Raw genomic sequence first — 19525 nt, forward strand, 5'->3', positions numbered from 1 at the left:
CCTATTTTTTCGAGAGGTAGCGGGCGGCCAGGTTCTGCGCCGCCACGATAATCGGGTAGGTCGTGGGTGCGGAAGTTAGCAGCGGGTGGGTCGCCACCTGCAGACCCAGCAGGTCGAAGACGGTCATCCGGTTTTCGATGATGACACCCAGCATATTGATCATCTCGCCGATATCGATGCCACCGACGACCTGGGCGCCGATAAGCTGGCCCGTGGCGCGACTGGCCACCAGTTTGACCGCCTGTTCATGGGTATTGGGAAGTTTGGCGGGATGTTTGTCTGTCACTTTGACCACGGTCGAGACGATGTCGATCCGCTGTTTTTTGGCATCCTCTTCGGTGATGCCCGCCGAACCGAAGCAGGTATTGCCTACGACAGTCGAGAAGATGGCGATGGTACCGGAGAAGGATTTGACCAGGTTGATACTGTAGAGGTTGGCGACGGCCACACGCGCTTCCGCCGTTGCCGTGGAGGCCAGCATCACCGGTATGCCGCGTTTGGTGATGAAGTGACGCTTTTCGGCACAGTCTCCGACGGCGAAAACGTCGGGTTGGGTCGTACGCATATATTCGTCCACGTAGATCGTCTCGCCCTGGCGCATCGAAAGACCGCTCTTTCTGGCAAGTTCGGTATTGGGACGATATCCGGTGGCCAGAACGACGCCGTCGCATGCGATCGTTTCGCCATCTTCGAACTTCACGCCGCAGGCGTGGCCATCACTGTCAAGGACGATTTCACAGGTACGTCGGTTTTTGTAATGGACAATTCCCTTTTTCTCGACGATCTGCTCCATATAGCTGCTCACTTCCGGGTCGAAGGAGTGCTTGAGCAGACGTGATCCGACCAGTGCAACCTCTTTTCCCGTGTCGCAGAACTCGTTGGCGATTTCGATACCGATGAAGCCGGTGCCGACGACGACAATTTTCCTCATACCTGCGACGGCATCGTGCATTCGGCGGATATAGGCGGGATCTTTGGGGACAAAGAAGACACCGGGGGCATCGTAGTTTCTGATCTGTTCGGGTATTTTTGGGATCGATCCGGTTGCGATGATCAGTTTCTCGTACCCGTAGGTTTCGCCGCTTTTTCCAGCGACCGTTTTGGTGTCGTAGTCGATATCCACCGCTTCGTCGACAATCAGTTCGGTTCCCATCTTTGCCGCCATGTCACCACATGGAATCATGTCGTCCTCGACCGATTCGAGCAGGGGACCAAACACATAGGGAATGCCACACGGCACCATCGATTCGTCACTCTTTTTCAGTACGCTCACATTTTTTTCGGGATAATATTGGCGTGCCGTCCCCGCCGCGACCATTGCCGCAGGTCCGCCTCCGATGATGAGAATGTCACTCTTGTGCATGATAGCAATCCTTGCATGATTTATTGTTAAATAATATCGCGATCTACATAACAAGCGGCTTATCAGCCGTCTTTGGAGATAATAACCGCCATATACTGTTGTATCATCAGCAAATAAGCCAAAACGATGAAAAAGGAATATGTAGATGGAGAAGCCACCGCTTTTCACAACCCGGCGCAGCGGCGTTTTACTGCATCCCACCTCACTTCCCGGTGATTATGGAATCGGTACTTTCGGCAAAGAGGCCTATCGGTGGATCGACAAACTTGCGCAGAGCGGCCAGAGACTCTGGCAGATTCTGCCGCTGGGTCCAACGGGATACGGCAACTCTCCCTATCAGAGCTACTCCGCGTTCGCCGGCAATCCACTGCTGATCGATCTGAATCTGCTTCAGGAAGATGGGTGGCTGATTGAAAATATTTCCGGAAAACGGTCCGATTTCAACGAAACATCTGTCGATTACGAATGGGTGAGTGCATACAAACTTCCACTTTTGAAAAACGCATTTCTCCATTTTCGTCAGAATGCTGACAATATGGAAAAAGAGATATTCGAAAAGTTCTGCGAAGAAGAGAGTGTATGGCTGGAGGATTTCGCTCTTTTCATGGCATTGAAAAAAGAGAACCAGGGGAAAATCTGGTACGAATGGGAGGAACGGATCGTCAGACGGGAGAGCGAAACATTGACGAAAAAACGGGACCAATTGAAAGAGGAGATCGACTTTCAGAAATTTCTGCAATATCTCTTTTACAGGCAGTGGAACAGGTTGAAAGCCTACGCAAACCGACACGGTGTATGGATCATCGGAGATCTGCCGATCTATGTATCGGTTGACAGCAGCGATGTCTGGTCGCATTCCGAACTTTTTTTGCTTGACGAACACTGCCGCCCGACACATGTGGCGGGAGTGCCACCCGACTATTTCAGTACGACGGGCCAGCGATGGGGCAATCCGCTCTACAACTGGGAGTTGATGAAACAGCATGGCTACGCATGGTGGATACTCCGTATGAAGAAGAGCCTGGAACTTTACGATATCGTTCGTATCGACCATTTCCGCGGCTTCGAAGCCTACTGGTCCATTCCTGCCGACGAAGAGACCGCCATACACGGTCGGTGGGTCGAAGGGCCAGGCCACAGGTTTTTCGAAGTGATCAAAGAGTCACTCGGTTCGTTGCCGATCATCGCGGAGGATCTTGGCGTCATCACACCGGAAGTGGAAAAGCTACGCGACGATTTCGATCTTCCGGGGATGAAGATTCTGCAGTTCGCGTTCGACGGTGATCCCAAAAATGCCTACCTTCCGCACAATGGTGTTGCAAACAGTGTGATCTATACCGGTACGCACGACAACGACACGACACTGGGATGGTTCGAAAACGCGTCGAACAAGTCGTACATTCTGGAGTATTTGAGTCGTGACGACGACGAGATACACTGGGCGATGATCCGGGAGGCGATGGCATCGGTTTCGGTTTTCAGCGTCGTTCCGATGCAGGATATTCTGGGACTCGGTTCGTTTGCACGTATGAACCGACCCGGCGATCCGAATGGAAACTGGAGCTGGCGGATGACGATGGAGCAGATGGAGAGAGCCCCTTTTGAAAAGATGGAGCGTCTGACTCGGCTATATGGCCGATGCTGAACTACTCGACTGGCAGTCCGAGTGAATCGGGATTGACCGACTTCATCGTAGGAAGTTGCAAGGGCTCGGGCGTCGCCTGCTGGTCACATCCGTTTTCCCGGTAGATTTTCATCGCCTGGGGCATCAGCTCCTTGATCTGTGCGATGCGCTGTTCCGAGGAGGGGTGTGTCGAAAAGTAGACGATGGGCTCCTCTCCCTTCCTGGCGAATTTTTCCCAGAACTTGATCGATTCCCGCGGATCGTAGCACGCTTTGGCCATCAGCATCAGTCCGATATGGTCCGCTTCGGACTCCATCATCCGGGAGTAGGGCAATACAATGCCCAGGTTTGCACCCAGTCCAAGTGCTGCCATGTAAGCCGCTCTTTCGCCGCTCGAGTCGACATTGCTGTCGATGGCGATGGCTGCAGCCGTGGCGGCGAGATTGGTCATCATCGCCAGGCTTACCTGTTCGGCGACATGGTGCGCGATGGCGTGCCCGATCTCGTGTGCCATGACGGTGGCGAGCTGGGCGTCATTGTCGACATATTTCAAAATACCTGTATAGACGAAGACGTGTCCGTTGGCCAGACAGAAGGCATTGGGAACGTCGGGTTTGTCGATGACGTAGAATTTCCAGTCGAGATTGAGACCGGTCGCTTTGGCGATGCGAATACCGACTCTTTCAATTCGGGCGATCAGTGCCTGATCGGTCGAAAGTTTCTCTTTTTTCAAAATCTCCTGCTCGGCCTGGAATCCCAATGCCTGCTCCTGTTGGGGCGATACCATCATGATCTGGGTACGTCCGGTAATCGGAGCTTTGGCACATCCGATGATAAAGAGCAGAGGTATCAATCCATACAGAACCAGTCGTTTCATCGCGGACACTCCACTTTTTGGTTACAATTTTACCACTTTATTATGGAGTCATCGTGAAATGGTCAATATCGTCCTTGTGGAACCGAAGATCGCACCCAATACCGGAACGATCGGCCGGCTGTGTGTCAACATGGGAGCATCGCTTCACCTTGTGGAACCGCTCGGGTTCGAAATCACCGATGCGCGTCTCAAACGGGCAGGTCTCGATTACTGGCACAAACTGGCCCCGACTATCTGGCCTTCTCTCGATACATTTCTGGAAGCCCATGGGGACGAACGGCTCTGGCTGGCGACGACGAAAACGGAACGCCCCTGGTTCGACGCCGATTTCAAGCCGGGTGACTGGCTGTTGTTCGGCAGCGAGACGACCGGCCTGCCCGAACCGCTCAGAGAGAGACATGCCGACCGCTGCATCACGATTCCGATGACGCCGGAGGGGCGGAGTCTCAATATTTCGATCAGTGTCGGGATCATCGCGTATGAAGCGGTTCGTCAGAATTATGGAATATTTAAAGGATTGATATGAGAACGGTTATGGATATCATCATGAGCCTGGGGTTTGTTCTCTTCATGGTGTGGATCATCAAAGGGTATCACGCCAACAAGTACGAAGAGCGCTATGGCGAAAACGGAACCGAAGTGAAGAGGCGGAAAAAAGAGGAAAAAGAGTGATTGCCCTGATCCAGCGCGTCAGCCGTTCGTCTGTCGTCGTTGATGGTGACGAGATCGCCCACATCGGCCGGGGGCTCAACATTCTTCTGGGCGTTCTTAAAGGAGATGGTGAAAGCGATATCGAAAAACTGGTTCCGAAACTGGTCCATCTGCGTATTTTTGCCGACGAGGAGGGGAAGATGAACCGAAGCATCCTCGATATGGGAGGGGAGGCACTCGTCGTGAGTCAGTTTACACTGGCCGGCAGTGTCAAAAAAGGGCGTCGTCCGAGTTTCGACAACGCCATGCCGCCGAACGAAGCGGAACGCCTCTATGAAATCTTCTGCGAAAAGCTGGAAGAGTATATTCCGGTACAGCGGGGGGAGTTCGGTGCCATGATGGATGTGGAGATCCACAACGACGGACCGGTCACGTTCATCGTCGATTCGAAGGATCTTTGAGATGGGTTCTATAGTCGAACAGACCGGCGTTACCAGCGAAACGCAGATCCGCAGGATTCTCGAAAAAGAGGGCTATTTCAATATCTTTGTATGGTCCGATACGGCAGGAACGCACTATGCCGAGCACACCCATCCCCACCACGAAGTACGGTGGATCGTTTCGGGGTCTCTGCAGATCATCGAAAACGGCGTCACCCTCGACCTGCTGCCCGGCGACAGAATGGAGAGCGAGGCGAACATTCCCCACAGCGCCTACGTTCCCGAGGATGTCCGCTATATCTGCGGCAGCAAATAGTGCTAAACGGTTAAAGGAAGAGTGTAAACGGAGAACGGATTTCGAAATGCATTTTCCATTTACCGTACACCGTAGATACTTCACCATTTAATCTCTTTCGCAACTCTTTTACGTTAATATCCCATTAAAATTAAACAAGGATCGGTATGACAGCTTCTCTGCTGCTATCCTCCGCGATTATCGCCGTCCTGGTGGTTGGCCTGCCGGCGGTGTTCCATCTGACCCGCTATATCGGTGCCAGAAGCGACAATCCGCGCAAGAACGAAGTCTACGAGAGCGGTGTGCGCAAAACGGTGAAAGATCCTTTCGATGCGTTCAATGTCCGTTTCTTTCTGGTGGGCGTCATTTTTCTCATTTTCGATGTCGAAGTGCTCTACATGTTCCCCTGGGCTCTCGATCTGCGTGAACTGGGCTGGTTCGGACTGATGGAGATGTTCGTATTCATGGGACTGCTGCTTGGCGGTCTGATCTATGTCTACCGTTCTGGGATACTCAAATGGATCTGACGACACAGAAACTTCTCGAGCAGAATATGCTGGGCGATTCGGTCATCACTACGCGTATTGACGCCGTCATCGATTGGGGACGTCAGAGTTCGCTATGGCCTTTCGTGTTTGGGACGGCCTGCTGTGCTATCGAATTCATGGCGACGGCGGCAAGCCGCTACGACATCGCCCGATTCGGCGCCGAAGTCCTTCGATTCTCTCCCCGCCACGCCGATCTGCTGGTGGTAGCCGGAACCGTCAGCATGAAACAGGCACCGATTCTGAAACAGATTTATGACCAGATGCCCGAACCCCGATGGGTCATCAGTATGGGAGCATGTGCCAGCAGCGGCGGTTTCTACGACAATTATACGACGCTCCAGGGGATCGACGAGATCGTCCCGGTCGATGTCTATATCGCCGGATGTCCCCCTCGTCCCGAAGCGCTGCTGGACGCCGTCGTGGAGATTCAGAAGATGCTCTGGAAAGAGCCGGCTCTCAAACCCCGCCGCCCCGACTTCAAAGGAATTCTCGATGAGCAGTGAAACTTTTGATTTCGAGGCCTTCAAAAGGGCGGCCTCTTCCGTCGAAGTGGCGGGCAAAATGGGAGGTATGCCGGTCATCCGGGTCGATGAAACGGAACTTTTCCGTGCCGCATCTTTTCTCAAAGAGCGGCAAAGGTATACGATGCTTCTGGAGATTACGGCAGTCGACTGGCTGACCTCTCCCAAACCGCCTTCGACCCGTTTCGAAACGCTCTACCTTTTCCGCCACGAAGATTTTGCACGAACGGTGGCCCTCAAAGTGGCCGTTCACGATCCGGAACAGGGTGTCGATTCTCTGACGCCGCTCTTTCTTTCTGCCGATTGGCTCGAACGGGAGGTCTATGACCAGTATGGCATCGTTTTCAAAAACCATCCATGTCTCAAGCGTATTCTGAACCATCTGCAGTTCGAAGGTTATCCTCTCCGCAAGGATTATCCCATTGACCGGCGCCACCTCTGCACCGAAACCCAGGATATGATGGACGAGCTGGGGCCGCTGATCGAAACGGAAGGGTACGATTTGGCAAATGACAATTTGATGGTTCTCAACCTCGGTCCTTCCCACCCGGCGAGCCACGGCACCATTCGGACCATCGTTGCCCTCGACGGGGAGCGGATCGTCGCGGGTGCCAGCGAGATCGGCTACCTGCACCGTGGTTTCGAGAAAAGCTGCGAGACTCACACCTACAACCAGATCATTCCCTATACGGATCGGCTCAACTACTGTTCTGCGCTGATGAACAACATCGCCTTCGCCAAAACGGTCGAAGAGATGCTGGATATACAACTCCCTGACCGTGCCATTTTCATACGGGTCGTTCTCGCCGAACTCTCGCGCATCATCGACCATCTGGTCTGTCTGGCGGCGGGGCTGCTCGACATGGGCGCCCAGACCAACTACTGGTACCTTTTCAACCCCCGCAACGACGCCTACGATTTTCTGAGCAAATTGACGGGTGCGAGGCTCACCAACAGTTTCATGCGCATCGGCGGGATGACCCATGACCTATACGAGGGATGGAGGGAGGATCTGGACGATGTTCTGAAAAAGGTTCGCCAGGGTATCGACGAAACCCTCCGCATGGTTGCGAAAAACCGCATTTTCAACGAACGGGTACAGGAGATATCGCCCGTTTCTGCGGAGGATGCTGTAAGCTGGGGATTTACCGGACCCAATCTCCGGGCCAGCGGCGTTCCCTACGATCTCCGTTTCGCTGACCCCTACTACTATTACGATACCTTCGATTTCGATATGGTCGTTGGAAGTGTCGGCGACACCCATGACCGGATGATGGTCCGGTTCGAAGAGATGCTTCAGAGCATTCGTATTATCGAACAGGCCGTCGAGCGGATGCCCCAGGGGCCCGTCAATGTCGATGATCGTGCCGTGACTCTTCCCCCGAAAGAGGAGGTCTACAATACGATCGAAGGGACGATGAACCAGTTCAAACTGATCTTCGAAGGGGTAAAAGTTCCGGCGGGTGAGTACTACGGTGCCTTCGAAGCGGCCAACGGGGAGCTCGGCTTCTACATCGTCAGCGACGGAAGCGGAACGCCTTATAAGGTGAAGGTGCGCGCACCGAGTTTTCTGCACATGCAGGCCTATCCGAAAATCATCGTCGACTATCAGGTCGCCGACGCCATCATGACGCTGGGCAGTTTGAACATCATAGCGGGGGAGATGGATCGATGAAATGCTTCGCTAATCATTGGTCATTGGTTATTGGTCATTGGGATGGCGGCTGCGCCGCCAAGGGAGAGATATGATGGGTTTTGCGTTTACGGAAGAGAATTTAGAAGAGTTGGAAGCACTTGCAAAGCGGTATCCGAGCAAAGAGGCGCTGATGCTGCCGGCACTCTGGAAGGTGATGGAGCAGGATGGGTACGTTTCGATGGATGCGATCGATGTGGTGGCCGACTACCTCGGCGTGCCGCCAATGAAGGTCTATGGGGTCGTCACTTTCTATACGATGTTTCATCTCGAACCGGTTGGAACGTATCATATTCAGCTCTGTCGGACTCTTTCGTGTTCCCTTTGCGGCAAAGGAGAGATTCTGCAATATCTAAGAAACAAACTGGGGATCGATGTGGGAGAGACGACACCCGACGGGAAATTTACACTTTCGCAGGTGGAGTGCCTCGGCTCCTGTGGAACGGCGCCGGTAATGCAGATCAACGACACGCTCTACGAAAACCTGACTCCCGAGAAAGTGGATGAAATATTGGAGGGATTGAAATGAGTGGGAGTGTGGGGCCGCGCTGCGCGCTTGTAAGAATGTGGGAGTGTGGACGGACCGTGTTTACATTCTCACAGTCCAACATTCTCACATTCTCACGAGCTCCCCAAAGGAGAACCAATGCGTGAAGTCAAAATCGTCAGCCGCCGATTCGATATTCCAGGCAGCCACACTCTCGATATCGCCCGTGAACATGGCGCCTATGAAGCGGTGGAGAGAGCCTTCGATATGGGGCCCGAAGCCGTCTTGAACGCAGTCTGCGAGAGCGGTTTGCGGGGCAAGGGGGGCGGCGGAGCTCCGGCTTGCGGAAAATGGAGACTGGCGAAAGAGCACTCAGATCCGACGAAATTTCTGGCAGTCAACTGTGACGAGAGCGAACCGGGCACCTTCAAAGATCGGCAGATCATCACGAAAGATCCCCATTTGCTGATCGAAGGGATTATTCTGACATGCTACGCCATCGGGGCCCATGACGCCTATGTCTACATTCGCGGCGAGTATTACGGGTTTCAGAAAATTTTACAGGGGGCAATCGACGAAGCCTACGCTGCGGGAATTCTGGGCGAAAAGACGTTGGGGCGGGAGTACCGTGTCGATGTAACGATCCATCGGGGCGCCGGGGCCTACATCTGTGGCGAAAAGTCGGCGCTCCTCGAGTCGATGGAGGGAAAGCGGGGCCATCCGCGTCTCAAACCCCATCGGAAGGAGCCGGAGTGGTATTTCGGCAGACCCACCCTTGTCAACAATGTTGAAACGATCGCCACGATCCCATTTATTGTCAAAGAGGGGCCCGAGGCCTACCGAAACTACGGTACGGAGAAAAGCCCGGGGACGATGCTCTTCGCTTTAAGCGGCCATGTGAAACGGCCGGGGATTTACGAAGCGGAGTTTGGCACACCGATGATGGCATACATCGAACACTATGGCGGCGGCATCCGTGACGGCATGGCCCTCAAGGCGGTCATTCCCGGCGGTGCGTCGACACCGGTGCTGACAGCTGACGAGGCGAGATCGGCAAACCTCGATTACGAGAGTATGCGATCCCTCGGTTCCTCTCTGGGGACGGGTGGAATGATCGTTATGGACGAAAGTGTCGACATGGTCGAAGCCCTGAAGAACCTGCTGGCTTTTTACCATCATGAATCGTGCGGGCAGTGCACGCCGTGCAGAGAGGGGACCGGCTGGGTCGATGCCATCGTCGCCTCGGTTCTGAAACGTGAAGCGGACGTTGCCGATCTCGATAAACTCCTCGATATATCCTGGATCATGAACGGCAAGACCATATGCGTTTTTGCGCCGGCGGTTTCAGGCGTCATCGATGCGTTTGTCAAAAAATTCAGAGCTGAATTCGAAGCATGTCTGCGGAGCCACGTATGAGTGAAACATTGGGACGAAAAGTGAAAATCAGTGTCGACGGCCGGATCATCGAAGCGGAAGAGGGGGCCATTTTGCTGCAGGTACTCCTGAAGAATGGGTTCGAGATTCCCTACTACTGTTATCACGAGGCACTGGGGCCTGACGGCAACTGTCGGATGTGCATGGTGGAGATCGAAGGAAAAAAACGGCCTCAGATCTCCTGTGACACATTCGTCGAAGAGGGACTCGTGATCCATACGAATACGGAAAATATCCGAAAAGTACGTCGGGAGATTCTCGAACTGCAATTAATCAACCACCCGGTTGACTGTCCCATCTGTGACCAGGCAGGGGAGTGCAGTCTGCAGGACTACTACATGGAGTACGGACTCTACCACGGCAGTGTGGAGAAAGGGAAAAAGCTCCACTTCAACAAACATCTCGACCTGGGACGCAACGTCATGCTCGACCAGGAGCGGTGTGTCCTTTGTCAGCGCTGTACACGCTTTACGACGAATATCACCCAAACCAACGAGCTGGGTATCGTCTGGCGGGCGGATCACTCCTGCGTTTCAACATTGCCGGGACGAAAGCTCGAAAATGGCTATGCAATGAATCTGGTCGATCTCTGTCCGGTCGGCGCACTGACCAGCAAAGATTTCCGATTTCAGCAGCGTGTCTGGTTCCTGACGCCGACGCCGTCGGTCTGCCACGGGTGCGCCAAAGGGTGCAATATTTTTGTCGACCATGCCAGACTGAAGTATCATGACGATACGATCTACCGTTTCAGACCCAGAAAAAATCCCGACATCAATGGCTATTTCATCTGCGATGACGGACGGCTCAGCTACAAGGCGCTACAGACCGGACGGCTGGAAAAGGCTCTCTTCGAAGGCAGAGAGATCGGATTCGACGAAGCGGTGAGAGAACTCAAAAAGTCGGTCGAGTGTACAACGGGCCGCATCGTGATACTGGCCGACGCAAACCTATACACCGAAGAACTGGAGATGATCCAGATTTTCGCCAACAGGATCGGCGCGTGGCTCTATGCGCCGCTCGAAAGCTATATCGATGAGAAATTCGCCGATGAGTGGCTCAGGAATGCGATGCGGGCAGCCAACGCAAAGGGTGTGGAAAAACTCGGCATCGCCACCACGATGCCGGAAATCAAGCGCGATACGCTCCTGATCAATTTCAACCATCCCGTCGCCGACAGTCTGGATGTACGCCGGCGGATCGACTTCCTGACCCATGCGGAAGGACCGGAAACGGGATCACGGGCCGATCTGACGCTTCCCATCGCCGTCTGGAGCGAGGCCTCCGGTACGCTGATCAACATCGACGGCCTCGAACAGCGCTGCGAACAGGTGATCTATCCGAGCGATCCGGTCCCTACGGTGATACGCTGGCTCGAAGCGTACGAACTGGGTGAAAGGTGTATCGTATGAGTACCCTTGCGGTTGTCGTGACACTGGTGACGATCGTCCTGGCCGCACTGCTGGCGCTGCTGATGATCCCGGTGCTCGTCTGGCTGGAGCGCCGCGTCTGCGGTCTCATTCAGGATCGTCTGGGGCCCAACAGGACCAATGTCTTCGGATTCCGGTTCGGCGGCGTCGTACAGTCCTTTGCCGATGTCATCAAACTGGTTTTCAAAGAGGAGTACTATCCGGCCCATATCGGGAAGGGGCGATGGCTCTTCATGCTGGCGCCGATGATCACCTTCGCCGCTGCACTGCTGGCATTTATGGTGATCCCCTTCGCCGACGATCTGGTGCTGTCCGGCGAGCGGATGAAAATCCAGGCGCTGCCGGTCGAATACGGCATTCTCTGGTATCTGGCGATCGGTTCGGTGGGGATTATCGGGATGATCTTTGGCGGATGGATGAGCCACAACAAATATTCGCTGCTTGGCGCACTGCGGGCGGCATCCCAGATGATAAGCTACGAGCTCGCACTCGGCCTCGGTATCATTAGCATGATCCTGACCTACGGCACGATCGATTTCAATGCGATGGTGCAGTGGCAGAGCGGTACGGTGCTCGGATTCCTGCCGGCATGGGGCGTCCTGGTACAGCCTCTGGCTGCCATCATCACGATCGTAGCGCTTTTCGTCGAGACCAACCGGGCACCTTTCAGTGTCGCGGAAGGGGAGAGCGAGATCGTCGCAGGCTTCTTCACGGAGTTCACGGCGATGAAGTTCGCGATGTATTTCATGGGTGAATATGTGGCGATGAACACGGCCAGCGCCGTCATCATCACGATGTTCTTCGGGGGATATCAGCTCCCATGGCTCTCGACAGAAGCACTTACAACGCACTTCTCCGTCGTGGCGTGGGCCATCGTCGTGCTGCTGCCTCCGGCTGTCTGGCTCTTTATACGATGGATGAGAAAGAACAATACGGTTCGGCCGACCGTATCCACCGACTGGGGCAGGCATTTCGAGACGAAAGTGCTGACCTATGTGCTGATCGGCATGGCAGTGATTATCGACTTAATATTAATCTATATCAGTCTTCTGCCGGAGGGTGCCACTGCGACGACAATCGCCGTGACGCTTCTTCAGATCGCCATATTCGTCGCGAAACTGATGGCATTCAATATCTTCTTCATCATCGTGCGCTGGACGCTGCCCCGCTTCCGGTACGACCAGGTGCAGTGGCTCGGCTGGCGCTATCTGCTGCCGCTGTCGCTGCTCAACATTTTCATCACCGCCATCGTCGTCGTAGGAGTAGCATCATGACAAATCGAATCAAGACCGTACCGCGATACGGAACCGCCGCGAAGGAGAGACTCTATCTGCCCGCGATATTCGAAGGCCTGAAAATCACGGCGAAACACCTTTTCGTCAATGTCGGTGACATCAACAGCGTCGAAACGCTGGAGTATCCCGAGGAGCAACCCACCGATATCACACCGAGGTACCGTGGCCTTCACAGGCTGACACACCGCGAAGACGGCTCGATTCGCTGCGTAGCCTGTTTCATGTGCGCCACGGCGTGCCCGGCGCAATGCATCCATATCGTGGCGACCGAACGGACGGACGGAATCGACGAGAAGATGCCGGCGCATTTCTCCATCGATACACTCGAATGCATTTTCTGCGGCTACTGTGTCGAAGCGTGCCCATGCGATGCAATTCGGATGGATACCGGTATCTTCTCGGTAACCGGAAAAAATCGTGAGGATTTCGTCCTTCAGAAAGAGCAGCTTCTGGCTCACAAAAGTGCATTCGGGGAGGATACCAGCCGTGCCTGAAACAATCATTTTCTCACTGTTGGCCTTTTTTCTGGTTACGGGGGCATCGACGGTTGTCCTGGCGAAACGGCCATCCACCAATGCCATCGGATTTCTGGCTGTATTGTTGGCTGTCGCAGGCTTTTTCGCACTGCTTGGTCAGTCGTTTCTCTTTCTGGCACAGATTCTCGTCTCGGTCGGAGCGGTCGTGGTATTGACGCTCATCGTCATTCTGACGGTCAATCTGAAAGAGGAGCAGCTTCCGAAAGAGCGGTTCAAACCTCTCTGGATTGTCGTTTCGGCAGTTGTGACGGCACCGTTTGGATGGCTCCTCTACAGAACGCTTGTTTCGGCCGTCCATTCTTTTTCGGAAGTAGAGGAAGGATACGGCAGTGCCAAAGCGGTTGGAAATGCGCTCTTCACCGACTGGGTATTGCCGTTCGAGATTCTTTCGCTTCTGCTGCTGGCTGCCATGATCGGGGCGATCATCATCGGAAAAAAGGAGCAGGCGTATGATATTAAATCCTGAATCCTTTCTGGCATTGGCGACACTGCTCTTCTGTATCGGGGCCGTTGGTGTGATCAGCAGGAAAAACATCTTTGTCATCTATATGTCGATCGAACTGATGCTCAACGCTGTCAATCTGGTATTTGCGACATTTTCACGGCTCCGACCCGACATGGGCGGCTCCGTCATCGCACTTCTTATGATTGGAGTCATTGCCGCCGAAGCAGCGCTTTTTCTGGCGATGATCATACAACTCTACCGGAAAAAACGTTCCGTCGACGGTGACACCTTCGCCGATCTGGCGCAGAGGAGATGGTCATGAGTGCAACCGCTTCAATGCCGGTTCTGGGCTGGATTCTGCTGCTGCCGTTCGCCGGAGCGCTGATATTGGGACTGCTGCATCTGACTTTTCCGAGAACGAAAAAGCTGGACAATCTATACGCTGCCATCGGCGTGGCGGGTCCCGTTTTTGCGGCACTTCTCAGTTTCCTCGTGCTCGATAGACTGCTTGAAACAGACCATGCGCCTCTCTGCCGCCACACCCTATTTCAATGGATCGCAATCGGCGATTTCAAAATCGGTGTGACGCTGGCTGCCGATATGCTGAGCGGTATCATGCTCTTTATCGTCACCTTTGTCGGCTCGCTCATCCATATCTATGCCGTGGGGTATATGTGGGGAGAGAAGAGTTTCGGCAAGTTTTTTGCCTATTTCAACTTCTTTCTCGGCAGTATGCTGCTGCTGGTGCTCGCCGACAATCCGATTATCATGTTCGTAGGGTGGGAGCTGGTGGGCCTCGCCTCCTATCTGCTGATCGGATGGTACTACGACGATCCCGCCAACGTCAAAGCCGCCAACAAAGCCTTTATCCTGAACCGTGTGGGGGATTTCGGTTTCATCAGCGGTCTGGGGCTTCTCTTTGCCCTGGTCGGAAGCGGAGGATTTGACTTTTCCGATATTGCAGCCCATATCGGATCGGTCGATCCGAAAATGGTCTGGCTCGTCGGAATGCTGCTCTTTGTCGGCGCAATGGGCAAGTCGGCACAGATTCCTCTCTATGTCTGGCTTCCCGACGCGATGGCAGGTCCGACACCGGTTTCGGCACTGATCCATGCCGCGACGATGGTGACGGCGGGCGTCTATATGGTCGCGCGTTTTGCGTTTCTCTACAATCTTGTGCCGGATGTCGGCGTGTTCATCGCTTCGATCGGCGCGGCATCTGCGCTTCTCGCGGCACTCTTCGCCTGTTATCAGAGCGATATCAAAAAGATTCTGGCCTACTCGACGATGTCACAACTTGGCTATATGTTTATCGGGGTGGGTCTTGGCGCCTACAGCAGCGGGATTTTCCACCTTTTCACCCATGCATTTTTCAAAGCGCTGCTCTTCATGGGTGCGGGTGCCGTGATCATCGCGCTGCATCACGAGCAGAATATCTTCAAAATGGGCGGTTTGCAGAAAAAGATGGGGCTCGTGACGCTGACGATGCTCGTGGCGACACTGGCGATCAGCGGTATACCTCCCTTTGCCGGTTTCTTCAGCAAGGATGCCATTCTGGCCCATGCCTTCGCGTCACAGCACTACATGATCTGGGCAATCGGTGTCGCCACCGCCTATCTGACCGCCTACTACATGTTTCGACTCTTTTTTGTCGTTTTCGTTGCGCCATCCGGTAAAAACCAAGAACCCGATCGCCTCCCGAAAACGGTAACGTGGCCGTTGGTCGTGCTGGCTGCCGGCAGTGCCATTGCCGGCCTCTTTGGCGTACCGGAAGCGTATGGTGGCGAAAACTGGTTGGGTACACTTATGCACCTTCCCGATCGGAACCTCCATCTGGGAACGGGTGAAGAGTTTCTGCTCGATATGTTCAACGTCATCGTTGCGTCGGCCGGGATCTACGTGGCGTACAGACTCTTTGCCCGCTCGCCGAAGGAAGCGAACGGTAGCGCGGCCTGGCAGACGCTGCTTCGCCATACGCTCTATATCGATACGCTCTATGAGACGCTCTTCGTCAAACCGCTCAGAGGGTTGAGCTTCCTTTTTGACAAAATAGTCGATAATCGGATCATTGACGGAATCATCGGCATGACGGTAGGGGGCTATCGGTTCATGGCGGGTGGATTTGCGCTGCTTCAAAATGGCAGCGTCCGGTGGTACGCACTCTATATTATGGCCGGTGTGGGCGGACTTTCCCTCTACATCCTGCAGAGTATGGGAGGCTGATGATGGAAATGATACTCAGTTATATCGTTTTCCTTCCGATGCTCTTTGCGGTCATCATGGGGCTGTTCCGTGTGAAGATGCCGATCCTGCGTGTCGGAGCGATGCTGTCGGCTCTGGTGGTGTTTGCCCTCGTGCTGATCGTCACTTTCCAATTCAACCCCGAAGCGGAAGGGATGCAGTTTGTCCGCCATCTTCCCTGGATACAGAATTACGGCGTATCCTACTACCTTGGTGTCGATGCCATTTCGCTTCTCATTCTTCTGATGACGGCATTCCTGATGCCACTGCTGCATCTGTATATGTGGAATTATGAGAAACAGGGATACTGGTACAATATGCTGCTGCTCCAGACCGGTGTGACAGGTGCCGTTCTCTCGCTCGATCTGATTCTTTTCTATCTCTTCTGGGAGACGATGCTGCTTCCCATTTTCATTATGATTGGCCGTTACGGTCACGGCATGAACCAGTTTCACGCGATGAAGATTCTTCTGATGACGGTTCTCGGATCGATGGCGATGCTCTTTTCGATCCTCTATCTCGGGTACGAATATTACAGTGTCAACGGTGTCTGGAGTTTCGCGTACGATCAGCTTGCCACCCTCCATTTCAATCCGAAAACCTCAATCTGGCTGGCAGCCGGCTTTCTGCTGGCGTTCGCCATCAAGATTCCGCTGCTCGGCTTCCATACATGGATGGCGCCCGCCTACAGTTCGGCGCCGACGCCGGCGGTCGTCATACTCTCCGCCATCATGGCGAAACTGGGGGCCTACGGGTTGTGGCGTTTCGGATACGGCCTCTTCGGACCGACCCTCAGCTATTACGAGCCAACGATTATCGTACTCGCCATTGTCGGACTGCTCTATTATGCGATCCACGCGATCATGGAGAACAACCTGCGGCGTATGTTCGCTTTCTCTTCCGGTTCGCACCTCTCCCTGATCGCTCTGGGAATTGTTTTGACGAACATCTATGCCTGGAGCGGCAGTCTCTATTTCATCGCGACCCATGCCCTGGCATCCGCCGGCATCTTCCTGATGATCGGATTGCTCTATCGACGGACGGAGAGTGTGCATATCTCCAATCTCGGCGGCATCGCCTCAATCGCCCCACGATTCGGCTTTCTCTTCGCCTTTTTCGCCCTCTGTATCGCCGGTCTTCCGGGAACGGGTGGATTCGTCGGAGAACTGCTCATAATTATCGGGGCGTTTCAGGAGAGTCTTGCCATCGGTTTCGCTGCGGCGACGACGATGCTTGCTGCGATGCTCTTCGTCTTCTGGATGCTGCAGCGGACCGTGTTCGGTCCGGTTTCCCGCCATACGGAAGGGTTCGAGGATTTGACGACAACGGAACTGGTGATGCTCACTCCCATTGCCCTTCTGCTGATTATTACCGGTATCGCTCCGTCACTTTTCACGCCGCTTTTCGAACCACAGCTTCAGCAGCTTCTTCATCGGTTGCTGCAGACCATCGGAGGTGCATCATGATGGAACAACTCATTCTCGTTCTGCCGATGGCGCTTACCGTCATCGGGGCGTTTGTGCTTCTGATGCTCAGTACCGTCAAACAGATTGGACTGAAACGGTATCAGATGATTGCCGTTGCTTTTCTGGTCGCAGCCTTTTTAATCGAACTGCCGCAGTTTGGAACTGGGACGGTCCGCTACGCCTTTCCTGATGTGTTTGGAGAGATGTATATAATCGATGATTTTTCGACTCTGTTCGACCTGATGTTTCTGAGCGGCGCGGTTTTGACGCTGCTGATCAACAGTGTCTATCTTGAAAAACGAAAATACTACAACGGAGAATTTTTCGCACTCTTTCTCTTTTCTGTTTTCGGTATGATGACACTCGCCCATGCGAATGATCTTATCACTGCATTTATCGGACTGGAACTGGCGTCACTGAGTATTTACGCTCTGGTTGGGTATCACAAAAACAACCCCCTCAGCGGTGAAGCGATGTTCAAATACCTGGTTCTCGGATCGCTGGCTGGTGCCATGTTCATCCTGGGAGCCGCGATCATCTACGGAGTTGCCGGAACGACGGAGATCGCGGAGATCGGCAGTTTCATCCGGCAGTCTAGCGGGGAGTATACGCTTCTGCTGGTGACAGCGGGAATGCTTCTGTTCGTGACGATTCTCTTCAAAATCGGAGCTGTTCCCTTTCACGCCTGGGTGCTTGACGTTTACCACGGATCGCCTTTTCCCGTGACGATGTTCATGGCTTCCACTTTCAAAATCGCACTTTTTGCCGTGGCGTTGCGTATCTACCAGGCCTATTTCAGCCAGACGGGACTGCACGGCAGTGATATGTTGACGTTCATTACGGTCATCACGCTGATCGGCGGCTCGTGGCTGGCCCTTTCACAGAATATTCTGAAACGGATGCTGGCCGGTTCCAGTATCGTCCATGGGGGTTATATGCTTATCGCTCTCTCATCCATCGGTCTGGGATCGCAACTGGCTGCGCCGGCGATCATGTTCTATCTGCTCTCCTATTTCATCTCGTCGGTCGGAGCATTCGGGATACTCAGCTATATTGCCGCCGATGCGAAAAGACCGCTGACATACGACGATTTCAGAGGATTTGCACAGAATCGGCCCTATCTCGCAGCGATGATGGCGATTTTCATGCTTTCACTCTCCGGTTTTCCCTCCACGATCGGGTTCCTCGGGAAGTTTTATATCTTTACGAGTGCCATCGAGTCTCGGCAGTTCTTCCTGGCGGGTCTCGGCATTCTGATTGCCTTCATCTCGGTCTACTACTATTTCAGGCTGATCGCCGTCATGTATTTCTACGAGGGCGAAGAGAGCAGGGAACCGTTCCGCTTCGGCATGAGTACACTGCTCATTACGATCATGGCCGTCATGGCGATCTGGGGCGGCATCGGCACCGGCCTTATTCCGTTCTTCCCGGGAGCCGACGGACTGATCGACATCGCGGAGCAGGCGATCGCCTCGCTGCATTAGGACCCATCTCTAAATTATTCTTCAAATAATCCGATCTTTTTGTCAATGACGACAGGGAGGTCGGATAGTATGACAAACATCTCTTCACTCAACACGACATCGAACCATTTCGGTTTTACTCTTCAGACCAGTTCCGGTGACACGATTTCGCTCTCCATGTACGACGACAAATCGGTCTCTCTCGATGCATCCTGCGGAAAATGCGGCCGATCCATCTCCATGAGTCTCCGACACGAATACGGCTACTCATTTCATTACGAAGGGAACGGAATCGATGCACAGGACCGAAAAGAGATCGAAGAGGCGATGAAGATTGTCAAACCGATATTCAAAGAGTTTCTGAAACATGTCGAAAAAAGCGACAAAATTCCCGGTTTCAGAGAACTGACCAACATTGCCCAGGTGTTGCGAGACGAACTTCCCGAGCCCGGAACGCCTGATACACGGAACCTGCTCAAAAACCGTACTGTCGACACAATGGATGGCGTCCTCGCACTATTTGAGCGAAACGACAAACTGCTCGAAAGCGCCAAAGCCCTCTTCGACAAAATGTTCGATAGGACTAACAGACTCGACCTCTTCGTCTGATTCAACATTCAGCTCTCAACACTCAAAACCGGGCTAAAGCTGTCCCTCGATGGGGAGCAGTCCGAAGAGTCCGATGCCGAGACGCTTGAAAAATCCCATGCCTGGCGGTT

At 53.8% G+C, this 19525-nt stretch carries 21 protein-coding genes; 19 read left to right on the forward strand and 2 right to left on the reverse strand.

Annotated features, from left to right (window positions below):
- Position 1 precedes the first annotated feature (1 nt).
- Entirely contained in the window at positions 2–1363 is a 1362-nt protein-coding gene (locus Q1K24_RS03055) for an FAD-dependent oxidoreductase (protein ID WP_300365769.1), read from the reverse strand.
- 145 nt (positions 1364–1508) lie between these two features.
- Here Q1K24_RS03055 and malQ point away from each other — a divergent pair, with 145 nt between their 5' ends.
- Complete coding sequence (gene malQ / locus Q1K24_RS03060; RefSeq protein ID WP_300365772.1) at positions 1509–3008, forward strand: 4-alpha-glucanotransferase; 1500 nt, start codon at positions 1509–1511, stop codon at positions 3006–3008.
- 1 nt (position 3009) lies between these two features.
- Here malQ and Q1K24_RS03065 read toward each other — a convergent pair whose 3' ends face one another.
- Positions 3010–3864: a M48 family metallopeptidase gene (locus Q1K24_RS03065; RefSeq protein ID WP_300365775.1), complete on the reverse strand. Its 855-nt coding sequence runs from the start codon at positions 3862–3864 to the stop codon at positions 3010–3012.
- A gap of 58 nt (positions 3865–3922) precedes the next feature.
- Between Q1K24_RS03065 and Q1K24_RS03070 the strand changes: the two genes are divergently transcribed.
- From Q1K24_RS03070 to Q1K24_RS03155, 18 genes are all read left to right on the forward strand, one after another.
- Positions 3923–4390, forward strand: a complete 468-nt coding sequence (locus tag Q1K24_RS03070; protein ID WP_300365778.1) for a tRNA (cytidine(34)-2'-O)-methyltransferase — start codon at positions 3923–3925, stop codon at positions 4388–4390.
- Positions 4387–4536 carry a hypothetical protein gene (locus tag Q1K24_RS03075; protein WP_300365781.1) on the forward strand — a complete coding sequence of 50 codons (150 nt, stop codon included), beginning with the start codon at positions 4387–4389 and terminating at the stop codon, positions 4534–4536. Before Q1K24_RS03070 ends, Q1K24_RS03075 begins: the two co-directional genes overlap by 4 nt.
- Entirely contained in the window at positions 4533–4976 is a 444-nt protein-coding gene (gene dtd, locus Q1K24_RS03080; protein WP_300365784.1) for a D-aminoacyl-tRNA deacylase, read from the forward strand. The genes Q1K24_RS03075 and dtd overlap by 4 nt, the downstream gene beginning before the upstream one ends.
- A gap of 1 nt (position 4977) precedes the next feature.
- Positions 4978–5271, forward strand: coding sequence for a cupin domain-containing protein (locus Q1K24_RS03085; RefSeq protein WP_300365785.1), 294 nt, complete (start codon positions 4978–4980; stop codon positions 5269–5271).
- Positions 5272–5417: 146 nt separating this feature from the next.
- Positions 5418–5777 (forward strand): NADH-quinone oxidoreductase subunit A, encoded by a 360-nt coding sequence (locus tag Q1K24_RS03090; protein WP_300365788.1) that lies wholly within the window; start codon positions 5418–5420, stop codon positions 5775–5777.
- Positions 5768–6301 (forward strand): NADH-quinone oxidoreductase subunit B family protein, encoded by a 534-nt coding sequence (locus Q1K24_RS03095; protein WP_366903471.1) that lies wholly within the window; start codon positions 5768–5770, stop codon positions 6299–6301. Before Q1K24_RS03090 ends, Q1K24_RS03095 begins: the two co-directional genes overlap by 10 nt.
- 58 nt (positions 6302–6359) lie before the next feature.
- Positions 6360–7994, forward strand: a complete 1635-nt coding sequence (gene nuoD, locus Q1K24_RS03100; protein ID WP_366903480.1) for an NADH dehydrogenase (quinone) subunit D — start codon at positions 6360–6362, stop codon at positions 7992–7994.
- Positions 7995–8064: 70 nt separating this feature from the next.
- Entirely contained in the window at positions 8065–8541 is a 477-nt protein-coding gene (gene nuoE, locus Q1K24_RS03105; protein WP_300365792.1) for an NADH-quinone oxidoreductase subunit NuoE, read from the forward strand.
- 117 nt (positions 8542–8658) lie between these two features.
- The gene (gene nuoF, locus Q1K24_RS03110; protein ID WP_300365796.1) at positions 8659–9915 is read left to right on the forward strand and encodes an NADH-quinone oxidoreductase subunit NuoF; all 1257 of its coding nucleotides are present in this window, start codon (positions 8659–8661) and stop codon (positions 9913–9915) included.
- Positions 9912–11342, forward strand: a complete 1431-nt coding sequence (locus Q1K24_RS03115) for a 2Fe-2S iron-sulfur cluster-binding protein (protein ID WP_300365799.1) — start codon at positions 9912–9914, stop codon at positions 11340–11342. The genes nuoF and Q1K24_RS03115 overlap by 4 nt, the downstream gene beginning before the upstream one ends.
- Positions 11339–12634, forward strand: coding sequence for a complex I subunit 1 family protein (locus Q1K24_RS03120; RefSeq protein WP_300365802.1), 1296 nt, complete (start codon positions 11339–11341; stop codon positions 12632–12634). Before Q1K24_RS03115 ends, Q1K24_RS03120 begins: the two co-directional genes overlap by 4 nt.
- Positions 12631–13149 carry an NADH-quinone oxidoreductase subunit I gene (locus tag Q1K24_RS03125; protein ID WP_300365805.1) on the forward strand — a complete coding sequence of 173 codons (519 nt, stop codon included), beginning with the start codon at positions 12631–12633 and terminating at the stop codon, positions 13147–13149. Before Q1K24_RS03120 ends, Q1K24_RS03125 begins: the two co-directional genes overlap by 4 nt.
- The gene (locus tag Q1K24_RS03130) at positions 13142–13657 is read left to right on the forward strand and encodes an NADH-quinone oxidoreductase subunit J (RefSeq protein WP_300365808.1); all 516 of its coding nucleotides are present in this window, start codon (positions 13142–13144) and stop codon (positions 13655–13657) included. Before Q1K24_RS03125 ends, Q1K24_RS03130 begins: the two co-directional genes overlap by 8 nt.
- The gene (gene nuoK / locus Q1K24_RS03135; RefSeq protein ID WP_300365811.1) at positions 13641–13958 is read left to right on the forward strand and encodes an NADH-quinone oxidoreductase subunit NuoK; all 318 of its coding nucleotides are present in this window, start codon (positions 13641–13643) and stop codon (positions 13956–13958) included. The genes Q1K24_RS03130 and nuoK overlap by 17 nt, the downstream gene beginning before the upstream one ends.
- Entirely contained in the window at positions 13955–15859 is a 1905-nt protein-coding gene (nuoL, locus tag Q1K24_RS03140) for an NADH-quinone oxidoreductase subunit L (RefSeq protein WP_300365814.1), read from the forward strand. Before nuoK ends, nuoL begins: the two co-directional genes overlap by 4 nt.
- Complete coding sequence (locus Q1K24_RS03145; RefSeq protein WP_300365817.1) at positions 15859–17343, forward strand: NADH-quinone oxidoreductase subunit M; 1485 nt, start codon at positions 15859–15861, stop codon at positions 17341–17343. The genes nuoL and Q1K24_RS03145 overlap by 1 nt, the downstream gene beginning before the upstream one ends.
- Positions 17340–18827: an NADH-quinone oxidoreductase subunit N gene (locus Q1K24_RS03150; protein ID WP_300365820.1), complete on the forward strand. Its 1488-nt coding sequence runs from the start codon at positions 17340–17342 to the stop codon at positions 18825–18827. The genes Q1K24_RS03145 and Q1K24_RS03150 overlap by 4 nt, the downstream gene beginning before the upstream one ends.
- Positions 18828–18896: 69 nt before the next feature.
- Positions 18897–19415 carry an ATP/GTP-binding protein gene (locus tag Q1K24_RS03155; protein ID WP_300365822.1) on the forward strand — a complete coding sequence of 173 codons (519 nt, stop codon included), beginning with the start codon at positions 18897–18899 and terminating at the stop codon, positions 19413–19415.
- The last annotated feature ends 110 nt before the right edge of the window (positions 19416–19525 follow it).

This window comes from Hydrogenimonas sp. (assembly GCF_029932565.1).
Taxonomy (GTDB): domain Bacteria; phylum Campylobacterota; class Campylobacteria; order Campylobacterales; family Hydrogenimonadaceae; genus Hydrogenimonas.